The following is an 11,200-nucleotide window of genomic DNA, read 5'->3' as shown; positions in this document are numbered from 1 at the left end:
CCGCTTCGCGTTGCAGGACGGGCACACCCCTCGTCCCTTGCACGAGAAGGCGACGAGCAGCTCGTCCTTGCAACTCTCGCAGCGCACCCGCGCGAAGCCGTGCGCCAGCACTCCGCATTCCAGGTACCTAGCGAAGTCCCGTTCCACGTACCGGGGCAGGCCGCGCCCTAGCTAGTGGAGTGTCCGCGAAATAATTCGACATAGTCGCATCAGTGCCTCTGGGCGCTGCCCGCTGGCTCAGGGCTCTTTGCTCCTCGGGACTATGTTGAAAAACTTCGCGGACAGTCCACTAGCACCAAACGCGCAAACGGCCCGTTTATGGTTCACATGGGAGTTCCGGAGCCCCAGAGGGGACATGCTGGATCCTCCCTCTGAGGCATCGGAACTCTTCAGGTCATCCGTTTCGGCCCTTCCGCGCGTTTGGTGCTAGCTGGCTTCCGCCAGCAATGTGGCCAGGTTCTCCCGCACCGCCACGTACAGCACCGTCCCCTCCGGCTGCCTTCGCCGGTACGCCCACCCGTGCGTTCCCACCTGCCCCTCCCCAGCCACACCTCGTCAGGGCACACGCTATCGTCCGCCTCCCACGGGCCCCCATGGAGCCCCTGCCTGCTTGTGGGGATCGGGGCCTGCGAGAGCAAGCTACAGCAGACCCGCGCTGGAGGTGGCGGGTTCGATTCCCGCCGCCTCCTCTGTCTTACTCAGCAGTTACAGATGGTTAGATGCTGGCTCCATACGTGTTGCACCCATGTCGCACGCGGGAGCAGAGGGCCCTGTCGGACGTGAGCTGCCCGTGCTGCCGGTGTGGCAGGAGGAACCCGTCACGTGCGGGGAGGAGGAAGCGCGTTTCGCCATGGTCGACGGGGTGACGTTCCCTCCGCTCCAGGTGTCCACGAGCCCCCGTGATTGACGGGCCTGTCATGGCGCACCTGTAATCTCGGGCGGTGCTCCCGACGCGTGGGGGCCAACTTCAAGAGGCTCCACATGCGGCGCTGGGCGATTATACTGCTGTGCGCGTTCCTCTCAGGGTGCAGCGCCTCAACGAAGGGCGTCGTCCGCTTGGACACAGGTCAGGGCGAGCCCATCGTCCACACTCCGCGCCGCGACGTGGAGCCGGCGGCGGTGAGCGAAAAGGAGTTCAAGAAGGCCGTCGCGCAACATGCCCTCTCCGTGCCAGCCGTGGAGCGTCCCCTGGAGTACGCCGGGCGGCTGTTCGGAGTGCCCGAGCGAAGCGGCTGGTACCGGTACGAGGGCAGGAGCCAGCGCCTCATGGCCTCGGCGCCGGGGAGCACCAGGAACCTGCGCCTGTTGCCCGAGGACGAAGAGCTGAAGCGCCGCTACCTGCTGTGGTGCGAGCAAAGGTGGGGAGGCGGAGATTGCCTGCGCCTGCTGGTGGACAAGCCCTTCCTGGATGGGGATGCCAAGTACGCGCTGGCCATGGCGATTGCTCACAGCAAGGTGCTGGGGGCCATGAAGGAGGAACTCGCCCGGATGGTGAGCCCCCAGGCGGTGGTGGCGACAGTGGTGGGTGGCCTGACCATGTATGCCATTTTGCTCGCACTGCCCGAGCCGGTGAGTAAGGGCATCGCCGCGCTGATGACGCTGGGGGCCATGGCCTACCTGGGCTGGGACACGGTGTGGCGCCTCATTGATGGGTGGCTGGTGCTGATGAAGGAAGTGGATAAGGCCACCACCTTCGATGGCATCTACGCGTCCGGAGAGAAGTTTGGGGACACGATGGGGGAGAAGGCAGCTCGAGCCTTCGTCATGCTGGGCACGGTGGCTCTGGGGAACACGGCTTCGGGCATGGCGGCGGCGCTGCCGAAGTTGCCGGGAGCCGGGCAGGCGGCAGTGGTGGCCGAGACGCAGCTGAACATCCGCTTTACGGCCCCTGCTCTGGCTCAGGTGGAGTCGGTCGCCATCACTGCCGAGGGTGTCACCATCGCGCTGGCTCCCAACGCAGTCGCCATGGCGGCTCGCGCCAGTTCAAGCAGCAGCGCCGTAGGAAGATTCAGAGCAGGAACTTACGGTGAGCTCAAGAATGCTGGCATCAAGGACGCCCACCATGTGATTCAAGATGCCGCCGTTCGAGATCTGCCCGGATATGACAGTCGTGCAGCCCCTGCTGTTGAACTGAAGGGTCCAGCGACGCGCGTTGGCACTGCACACTATGAGGCGACTCAGGTTCAGCGTCAGGCCGGGGGAGGGACCTATGCTGACGAGCGCAGGATCGCCTATGAGGCCCTGCGACGCGTAGGACTGTCTCATGAGGAGGCGCAAACGCTTATTGGCCGCGCCGATGACTACTTCAAATCGATCGGCGTCACGCCATCAACACCGACCAGAATCCCCGGCAATCGGTAGGAGGCCGCACTGTGGACATGAAATTGATGGGTCAGGTTCGGCGCCTGATAGAGGATCTGGCGGCAGGACGGTATGCGGAGATCGCAGCGGATGGTCGAGCAGGGCGCCTGACCGAGGCGGAGCTGAGAACTGCTGTCGAGCAGTATGGGCGGACTCTTGTTCCCTTGCCAGCTGACGGTGAGATGCTTGTAGAGTTCTATGAGCAGACGTCTCAGCCGGATGCGGTCACCCTTGATGTACCTCTGTGGACCCGGGAGGAAGGCCGCAGCGACCTGACACTTTCGGTGACGGCGATCAAGCAGGGCGAAACCTACACAGTCGAAGTGGACGATCTGCACGTTCTTTAGGAGCTGGTGGCCCAGGGAAATGGTTCCAGGTGGACGAGTACATGCCCGAGCAGTCGCGCTGCTATCAGGCACAGGTGACGGGAGCCCCCGAAGGCACCGCCGAGGCCAAGGGCACCGGCTACGCGAAGTGGTATGGGGCCGCATGTGCCCCGTGGGCGTTGTTACCGAGCACGGTGATTGAGGGATCCAGGCCTTCCAGCGATCCGGCTCTTTGCCGGGTAGCGGTCTTGCAGGCGAGACGGATGCCCGCAGCCAGCCGGATCCTGGCGGTGCAGGCTGAGTGAGGTAGCCAGGAAGGCGAAAGGACGGAGCACGGGGCGCCGGGCGCCAGCCGCCGCAGGAGTGCGGTGAAAGTGCTCTGGAGCGTGATAGCAGCACGCTCCAGAGCGGGGCTCCGCAGGAACGCGAGTGAAAGAGCGGAGCGAGCAAGGAATCATCCGAAGCGAGGTGGACGTCAAGCTCTGGCGCGAGCAAGTGCCCTCGGTCGAGCAGGTGCGCCCTTCGCACTGTCCCTGCTGCGGGGCAGCGAGCTGCCCGATAGGCGGATCGGTGGTGGTGCAAGGGCACGGGACCCGAGGGAGGCAGATATGGGGTCCGTTGAGTGTGGGCGCTGCCGCGCAGGTGCACGTCATCCGAGTCAGGCGCTATCGCTGCATCCGGTGCAGAGCGGTGGTGACGGTGACGCCGGCCGAGGTGCTGCACAAGAGGATGTACGGGGCGGCGGCCATAGGCCTGGCGCTGGCGCTGTTCGGGCTTTTGCTGCTGTCGCCGTGGCAGGCCCGGCAGCAAGTGAGCCCCTGGCAGGTGGTAGGCGCCACGTCGAGCGGCCGGTGGGTGACGCTGAGGCGCTGGTGCGAGGCAGCAGTGGAAGGTCGGCTCTGGCAGAGCGTGCACGGGCGAGTGGCAGAGGGCCCCGTGCGCCAAGTGGCCGGGCGGTGCGCCTCGGTGCTTGCGGGCTACGCGCTGCCGTCGCTCAAGCCCTTGCCGCTGGTAGTGCAAGTGTTCCACGGCGCCGCGCGCGCTCAGTGAGGGGGAGCCGGTTCAGCCGCACGGGGAAGAGGCCTGTAAACCCTACCTACCTGAGAGGTTGCCTGCTCGGGGCGGGAGGCGGTGGATAGGGTGGATGGCTGGCCCCCATGAGGAGGGCTGAGGAGAGAGACATGAAAGAGCTGTCCCCCAACACCCCCGCCGAGGCGGTGGCGGTGTTCCGCCACGGCATCATCGGTTCACTCACCCAGGCCCAGTTGGAGCAAGGCCAGCTGCGCCCGGCGCTGACGCAGCTGTCGCGCCAGCGCTTCCGTCCACCGGGAGCGCAGTCCACCCGCCAGTACTCGGTGGCCACGTTGGAGCGGTGGTACTACGCCTGGCAGCGGCGGGGGCTCGAGGGGCTCACGCCTCGTGCGCGCTCGGACAAGGGTCGGGCGCAGGCGCTGCCGGCCCAGGTGCGCCAGCTGCTGTTGGAGATCCGCCGCGAGCACCCCCATGCCTCGGTGCCCGTCATCCTGCGCACGCTTACGGCGGACGGGCGCATGGACAAGGCGCAGGTGTCGGCCACCACCGTGCGGCGGCTGTTCACCGAGGCGGGCTTGGACAAGGTAGGCCTGCGCGAGGCCACCTCCAGCAAGACGCGGCTGCGCTGGCAGGCCGAGCGCCCCATGGCCCTGTGGCACGGGGACGTGTGCCATGGCCCCACCCTGCAGGTGCAGGGCAAGGGCCGGCCCTTGCGCATTCACGCCCTGCTGGACGACGCCAGCCGCTACGTGGTGTCCCTCGAGGCGCTGCATACCGAGCGGGAGGTGGACATGCTTGGGCTGCTGGTGCGCGCCCTGCGCCGCTATGGCAAGCCGGACGCGCTCTACCTGGACAACGGCAGCACCTACCGCGGCGAGACTCTGGCCACCGCCTGCTCCCGGCTCGGGGTGAGCCTGCTGCATGCCCGCCCCTATGATCCAGAGGCCCGGGGGAAGATGGAGCGCTTCTGGCGCACGCTGCGCGAGGGCTGCCTGGACTTCCTCGGCAGCCTCTCGTCTCTGCACGAGGTGAATGTCCGGCTGTGGGCCTTCCTGGACGCGCACTACCACCGTGCCCCCCACGCCGGCCTGCTGGGCTCCTACCCCCAGCGGGCTTTCGACTCTCTGCGGCCAGCGCCGATCGACTTCGACGAGGCGCAGCTGCGAAAGGCCCTCACCGTGCGCTCCCGTCGCCGTGTACGCCGCGACACCTCCGTACGGATCGCCGGTAAAGACTGGGAGTTGGAGGCCGGCCATCTGGCAGGCCGCATCGTCACCCTGTGTCACTGCCTGGTGGACTTGAGTGAGAAGCCCTGGGTGGAGCATGAGGGGCGCCGCTACGAGGTGCACCCGGTGGATCCGGTGCGCAACTCTCGCCGCAAGCGTCCCTGGAAATGGCCCCACCTGGAAGAGAGCGCGCCCCTGCCTGCCGCCTTCGACCCGCCCAAGGCCCTGCTGGACAAGGCCTTGGGCAAGTTGCCTGAGCACGCCCCGGAGGTGGAGCGATGACGCCTGCATACCTGGCCCACTTCGAGCTGCGCGAGCCGCCCTTCTCCAAGGAACTCTCGGACGCCGACTTGTGGCTGCCCTCCTCCAAGCTCTCGCTCGTGGACGAGCTGTGCGAGGCGTTGCACCAGCGCGCCTCCGTCTCCCTGGTGGGTGAGCCCGGCGTGGGCAAAACCTGCGTGCTGCGTGCGCTGCGCCAGCGCTTGCCTCAGGCCGGCTTCCGGCTCACCTACTGCCATAACGCCACGTTGGGCCGGCGCGACTTCTACCGTCAGCTGTGTCTGGCCTTGGGGCTCACCCCCTCGGCTACCGCCGCCGCCGTCTTCTACTCGGTGGCCACCCATGTCGAGCAGCTCGGCCAGGAGCGCCTGCACCCTGTCTTCCTCTTGGACGAGGCCCACCTGCTGCACCAGGACGTGCTCGACCACCTGCACATCCTGCTCAACTACCAGTGGGACTCCAAGGCCCTGCTCTCCCTGGTGCTGGTGGGGCTGCCGGATCTGGACCACCGCCTCTCTCGCCGTCACCACCGCAGCCTCTACTCGCGCCTGCACACCCGGCTGCGCATCGACCCGCTTACCCCCGAGGACACTGCCGAGTACCTGCGTGTGCGCCTCTCTCGTGCCGGCTGCCAGCGCGAACTGTTTGCCTCGGACGCTCTGGCCATGCTTCACGAGGCGGCCTGCGGCGCCCTCCGAGACATCGATCGGCTGGCCACCAGCGCTCTGCGCGAAGCGGCTCGCAGGAAGAAGAAGCTCGTCGAGCGCGACGTGCTGGCGCGCCTGCTCGATGCCGAGCCGAGCAACTCGGCGGAGCGCTCATGATCTCCACCCCCACTCCTCACGCCCTCTGCGAGGCGCCGGAGCTGGCCGCTCTGGCCTTGCTCGACGCCGCGCTCGCTGTCGCCTCCAACGCACTGCTTGCCGTGCATGGCGATCTGCTGTCCGCAGACTTCCCGGAGCAGGGCTGCCCCGGCCTTCAGGCCTTCGTCGCCGACGCCCTCGTCCTCCAGATCCGTGGGCTGCAGACCACCCTCGACCGCTACTGCGCTGCGCTGCGTCAGGTTGATGCCTGCAGGCCGATCGCTGATCTGGGTTGAGGCCCCACCCGGTGGCCATCATCGATGTGAACGACACCGCTCGTCCTCGATGATGGCCATCAACCAGCCCGCTCACTCGTCCATCAATGAGCCCGCTCGGTAACACCCTGTTCGGGCCTCGATGCGCCCTGAGCGTTGCGTCAGAACAGGTTGGCGAGATCCTTCACCGCTTGGGGGGCGGCCTCGGTCTGTCCCAGCGCACCCGTGTAAGCGCCCAGTCCCAAGGAGACAGGGTTGATCCTGCCAGTCTTCACGGAATCGAGGACTCCCTCGGCGGCCCCTTTCCAGGTCTGGAGAACCCCGCCCGCCGCTCCCTCGAGGGCCCCCAGGAATCCACCCTCCGAGTTACCAATCCCCGTCATGACATTGCTGAGACCCGGGATGAACCACAGGTTCTTGCCCACCTCCCCAGCAAACCACTGAAAGTTGTGCCACACAGTGGTTAGCGGAAGTCGTTGATCTCACAGGGTCGGCATTGCTCCTCGGAGTTCGCGGCGAGGTCCCCAACGGTGACTGAAGTCACCAGCTGGGGCTCGAGTCACCAGCGATCGGGTGCAGGAGTGAATGGCTGTGCGCCCACGGCTCAGGGAAGGCTCCAAGACCGGTCTGGCTCCGGGGAGCGATCGCCAGCATCTGAACCTTCTTGTAGAGGGCGAGAGTCCCTCGCACCGTCCACCCCTCGGCGCCTCGCTGGAGGGCCACCACCTGCGTCCCCGCTGCCGTGTCCTTCAGCCCCCTCCTCCATGCGCAGGAAGGCCACCGTCCGACCCGCGGAGGTCTGGGGACTGACCTGCGGCGTGAACGCGTGGGGAGAGCTGCATGGCCTGCCCATCCGAGGTGTTGAGGATCAGCGTCCCAGGCGCCTCCCCAGGAATGAACCTGGGGTTGAACAGCCACCGACTGGGAGCCAGCGGCCCCGCCTCTCCTGGAGCACGGCGAGCCCCGTGTGCTCCTCGTCATCCTCCCGCAGGAGCAGTCGCCCCTCCCGCAGGAGCAGCGGCTTGAGCCCGAGGACTCTCCGCGCCGAGAAGATCTCGTCATCCATGGAAGCCCCCATCCCGGCACGCTCACGCACTCTGGGTCGCATGACCGGAGCGTCCCGGCTCAGTAGGTCCCTCTCATCATCACCTGGGTATACGCGCTGTAGTCGTAAGAGCAGGCATACCAGGTGCTGGCGGACGGATTGCTGAGGGTACACGTCTCGAGGTTGCCGGACTGGCTCGCCTTCGCTAGTAATAGATGCGAGCGCTCATGGCGCGGTGGCCCGAGTAGTTGAGATCGTCCCGGTCGGCCCCGGTGAACTGCACGTCTGCGGCATCTCCCTCGTTGTAGGTCACCGTATGGCCATGCGACGAGGTCGCCGCCGCATTGAAGAAGAGGAAGTCGATGCGGGCACCTGACCCACCCGTCCAGTTGTCCTCGAGGCAGCTCCGGCTCCCCGAACAGGCCTCGTAGATCGGATCGTTCCAGCTGTAGTTGATCGTGCTGGCAATCTGGGAGTTCGCCTGGTTGTACCAGTCCTTGTAGCCGTTGCTGCCGTGATCACTCTCGTTGGAGTCGACACCCCAGACCATCAGGTTGGCGCCGCTGATACCCCGCATCTTCGTGTCCGTGAGCTGGATGTTCTTCTCGGCGCACCCGGCGTCCGAGGCCGGGCCCTCCTGCATGGTGGGCCAGTGCGCCGAGCCGAGGACGACCTTCTTGTGAGTGACGAGGTCCGTAAAGGCCATGCGCACACCGATGGAGCGCGCCTGGGTGTTCATCACGCACGAGCCGTTCGCGCCCTTGTAGACCTGCCACGTCTCCTTCGTGCCCGAGATGGGCTGCAGGCGCCCGGTGCGATAGATGATGGCGTTGGTCTGGTAATCCTTCGCGGGGCCACAGGGACTGTTCATGGGCGCGGGATTCGCCTCGGCCACGATGGAGGCATACTGCCCGGGCAGGTTGTCCTCCATGAACTGCGCGAGAGTGGCGGCCTGGCCAGAGCCGCTCATCTGGTGGACGATGAAGACGTCCGGCGAGTACGTCTGGGCCTTCATGTAATAGATGAGGTCCTGCCAGTCCCCCGCGCATTGCTCGCTCGCGGTCGGCAGGTTCTCGTAGTTCACGTTGTAGACCACCAAGAAGCCGCTGTTCTCGTTCACCGAAATCGCCTGGGAAGCCGTGCCCAGCGCGTCGGACTCCGCCGGGGCTCGCGCTTCGGCGCCTCCACAACCGAACAGGGAGAGGGAGACCATCACCGAGACCAAGAGCTTGAAATTCATGGGGACCTTCGCCGCAATGCGAGCTGAGGGATTCAGGCTCGACCTAGATGAGGACCTGACCCGGCCTCCATCCCAAGAAAAGAAGAAGCCCCCGAGTCTTTCGACTCGGAGGCTTGATTCGGAGTGCCCAGCGCGGGATTCCGACGGGCCGGGAGGCGCTCTCAGAGGGACTGCTACTGCATCAGGTTGCCGATCCGGCGCAGCAGCAGCGGGTGCGACAGGTTGCGCTCGGCCTTCTTGGAGAGGCCGTCCGCGCACACCTCCTGGACCTGCTGGAGCAGCGCGTGGTCATTGATGTACCCCATGAGCTGGGGGCCGACCGTCAGCAGGGTGAGCCCGTGGATGGCAATCTGCGGATCACCCACCAGCTGCGCGGCGACATTGTCCGAGCTGAACTCGTCGGCGCGCGCAAGCGGCTTGAACATGGTCCGGAGGATGCTGCGGACCGAGCCGGTGTGGCTCAACGCGACGTGCGCCAGCTCGTGACCGACGATGAAACCCAAGGCCCGCGGATCGCGGCTCTGCAGCGCGCCCCAGACCATGTCATCGGTGAGGAGGATGATGTCCTTCTTCCCCAGCTTCACGGCAAAGCCGTTCTGGACGCTCTCCTCGACGATGTAGACCTCGGGGGGGACTGCCAGCCCGAGCCGGCGGGAGAACGACTCGACGACGGCGTGCAGTTCCGGGAGCTGCGCTGCGCTGACCTGCACGCCGGAGCCGCGGATCAGCGCGCGGACCCTCCGAGCCTGGAACCAGCCGACGATCGCGCCGATGGCCATGACCACGAGCGCGCCCCCCATGGAGCTGATCGTGGCCACGAGCGCGACGGACACCAGCACGAGGTAGCCGATGGTCGTGTACAGGCCGGTGCCCGACGCCACGTGCTGGCTGGCCTGGACAGGCACCTCAGGAAAAGCGAACGAGGGCAGCGAGCCCCGGGTGCTGTTCTTCAGCGCCTGCGCGGGCGTCAGCGCCAGGCCGTCGGTCGGTGAACCCATCGGCTGCGCATAGGGACTCTGCTTGGAGGAAGTCGGCTGCATGGCTACTTTCGTTGCGAGTGGAGGTTGAAGACGGCGCGCCCATGAGACGCGAAGACGGCCACTCTACCACCTCCCGCCCGCACCACCGACCCCGCTGATGGATGCCACCCGCTCATGGGGTCACTTGCCGTCCCAGGAAGTCAAAGGCCTCGAGCTGGAGCTGACTCGCAGCAGTCTGTGGATACTCGGTGGACAGCAGGGTGAAGCACAGGATGTCGCCTCGGATGTGGTGCGCCGCGATCTGCCTGTCACGCAGTCGTCCCTCGAACGTGAACCCCAGCCGGCGCGCCACCGCCGCGCTCCGCTCGTTGGCGGGATTGCACACCAGGTCCATGCGCAGCACCTTGTCGAACTCGAAGGCGGTCTTGACCATCGCCGAGGCCATCTCCGTGGCGATCCCCTTGCCGAGCGCGTCGCGGCGCAGCCAGTAGCCCACCTCGAGCGCACCGAGGCCGGCCCGCTTGAGCAGGAAGTTCTCGCCCAGCAGCCGCCCTGTTTCCGGCTCAAAGGCTCCGTAGACGCGATCCTGATCCAGATCGAAGCCTCCGCGGGACTTGCGGATATGCGCCGCGTGGCCATCCAGCGACAGGCGCCCTTCGGGACTGGTACGAAAGAAGGTGTCCAGGTGCTCTCCGCTGGAGTCCACGGCCTCCTTCCGGCGCGCTGCGTCCTCTGGCTGCATGCAGCGCAGGATGAGGCGCGGTGTTCGCAGGAGGTAGGGAGGATGCGAGATCGTCGCGGCAGGCGTGCTCATTCAGTGGATTCTACTGCCCGGACAGCCCCAAGGCGCTGCTCCGACTACCGCTAAAATCAACCTGGACAACCCTCCACGGCCAGGTGGGCCCTTGTCCCTCCCGTACGGATGTATCTACGCTCGCGCATGCATCTGCCCTCTGCGGAGAAGCAGCGCCTCATCGACCGTGCTCGCTCGATCCTGGAACAGCACCTGCGCCTTCGCGAGCCGCCCCTGCCCTGGGAGGGCGGCGTGCGCAGTGCGTATGACGAACTCGACGACGCGATCGAACGTGCGCTGGCTGGGGATCACGGCGCAATTGCTACGCTGCGCCGTGTCTTCCTCGAGCCGGGCTTCGCCATGACGAACTCGCTGAACGAGCAGGCGATTGCCGCACTGGCGCTCGCCCTGCTTGGAGACCGCCAGTCGATCCAGCGGATTCGTGGGGTGACTCCGATCAACCTGAACCGCGAGGCGAAGCCGCTTGCGCTCGCGATTCTCGATGAGGAGCCTTGAGACGTTCGCGCGGGAGAGGAAGGCTGTTGCCGGTGATCGTGAGCGCATGGCACGGTGCTGCGCGGGGCCGCTGGCGTCGGCCTTCTGGGAGCGAGGAGGAATCACCGTGGCGACAGAGCAGGGCAGTGACTTCCCCAACATAGGCAAGGTGGCGCGGCGGGAGCTCGCGCTCGCCGGCTATACGCGGCTCAAGCAGCTCACCCGGGTGAGCGAGGCCAAGCTCCTGCAGATCCACGGCGTAGGGCCGAAGGCCATCAGGCTGCTGCGCGAGGCCCTCGAGGCCAAGGGCCTGTCCTTCGCGGACAAGTAGCCCGGTGCGTGGGT

At 66.4% G+C, this 11,200-nt stretch carries 12 protein-coding genes and 1 pseudogene; 8 read left to right on the top strand and 5 right to left on the bottom strand.

The annotated features are described in order from the left end of the window. Nucleotides 1-150: pseudogene (locus tag VD972_RS41090) on the bottom strand (transposase zinc-binding domain-containing protein); the annotation flags it as partial. A gap of 831 nt (nt 151-981) precedes the next feature. On the opposite strand from VD972_RS41090, the gene VD972_RS41085 reads away from it, so the two are divergent. The 6 genes from VD972_RS41085 (at nt 982) to VD972_RS41060 (ending at nt 6,323) form a co-directional block, all read left to right on the top strand. Next, nucleotides 982-2,361, top strand: coding sequence for a hypothetical protein (locus VD972_RS41085; protein WP_324994763.1), 1,380 nt, complete (start codon nt 982-984; stop codon nt 2,359-2,361). Nucleotides 2,362-2,378: 17 nt separating this feature from the next. Beyond that, nucleotides 2,379-2,708: a DUF7668 domain-containing protein gene (locus tag VD972_RS41080; RefSeq protein ID WP_324994761.1), complete on the top strand. Its 330-nt coding sequence runs from the start codon at nt 2,379-2,381 to the stop codon at nt 2,706-2,708. 597 nt (nt 2,709-3,305) lie between these two features. Further along, nucleotides 3,306-3,737, top strand: a complete 432-nt coding sequence (locus VD972_RS41075; RefSeq protein ID WP_324994759.1) for a hypothetical protein — start codon at nt 3,306-3,308, stop codon at nt 3,735-3,737. Between the two features lie 131 nt (nt 3,738-3,868). Then, the gene (locus VD972_RS41070; protein ID WP_324994757.1) at nt 3,869-5,227 is read left to right on the top strand and encodes a DDE-type integrase/transposase/recombinase; all 1,359 of its coding nucleotides are present in this window, start codon (nt 3,869-3,871) and stop codon (nt 5,225-5,227) included. Continuing rightward, complete coding sequence (locus tag VD972_RS41065; RefSeq protein ID WP_324994755.1) at nt 5,224-6,048, top strand: ExeA family protein; 825 nt, start codon at nt 5,224-5,226, stop codon at nt 6,046-6,048. The genes VD972_RS41070 and VD972_RS41065 overlap by 4 nt, the downstream gene beginning before the upstream one ends. Then, the gene (locus tag VD972_RS41060) at nt 6,045-6,323 is read left to right on the top strand and encodes a hypothetical protein (protein WP_324994753.1); all 279 of its coding nucleotides are present in this window, start codon (nt 6,045-6,047) and stop codon (nt 6,321-6,323) included. The genes VD972_RS41065 and VD972_RS41060 overlap by 4 nt, the downstream gene beginning before the upstream one ends. Before the next feature lie 847 nt (nt 6,324-7,170). Here VD972_RS41060 and VD972_RS41055 read toward each other — a convergent pair. From VD972_RS41055 to VD972_RS41040, 4 genes are all read right to left on the bottom strand, one after another. After that, a complete protein-coding gene (locus VD972_RS41055; protein ID WP_324994751.1) occupies nt 7,171-7,368 on the bottom strand; it encodes a hypothetical protein in 198 nt (65 codons plus the stop codon). Nucleotides 7,369-7,552: 184 nt separating this feature from the next. Further along, nucleotides 7,553-8,587 (bottom strand): hypothetical protein, encoded by a 1,035-nt coding sequence (locus VD972_RS41050; RefSeq protein ID WP_324994749.1) that lies wholly within the window; start codon nt 8,585-8,587, stop codon nt 7,553-7,555. A 173-nt stretch (nt 8,588-8,760) separates the two neighbouring features. Next, nucleotides 8,761-9,627 (bottom strand): M48 family metallopeptidase, encoded by an 867-nt coding sequence (locus VD972_RS41045; protein ID WP_324994747.1) that lies wholly within the window; start codon nt 9,625-9,627, stop codon nt 8,761-8,763. A gap of 112 nt (nt 9,628-9,739) precedes the next feature. Beyond that, on the bottom strand, nt 9,740-10,381 hold the full coding sequence (locus tag VD972_RS41040) for a GNAT family protein (protein WP_324994745.1): 642 nt from the start codon (nt 10,379-10,381) through the stop codon (nt 9,740-9,742). 126 nt (nt 10,382-10,507) lie between these two features. Between VD972_RS41040 and VD972_RS41035 the strand changes: the two genes are divergently transcribed. Both VD972_RS41035 and VD972_RS41030 read left to right on the top strand, forming a co-directional pair. After that, nucleotides 10,508-10,876, top strand: coding sequence for a hypothetical protein (locus VD972_RS41035; RefSeq protein WP_324994743.1), 369 nt, complete (start codon nt 10,508-10,510; stop codon nt 10,874-10,876). Nucleotides 10,877-10,982: 106 nt separating this feature from the next. Beyond that, nucleotides 10,983-11,186: a DNA-binding protein gene (locus VD972_RS41030; protein WP_324994741.1), complete on the top strand. Its 204-nt coding sequence runs from the start codon at nt 10,983-10,985 to the stop codon at nt 11,184-11,186. Nucleotides 11,187-11,200 lie beyond the last annotated feature (14 nt).

The organism is Hyalangium sp. (assembly GCF_035629615.1).
In the GTDB taxonomy this organism is placed as follows: domain Bacteria; phylum Myxococcota; class Myxococcia; order Myxococcales; family Myxococcaceae; genus Hyalangium.
This window is presented reverse-complemented; position numbering and strand designations above follow the sequence as displayed.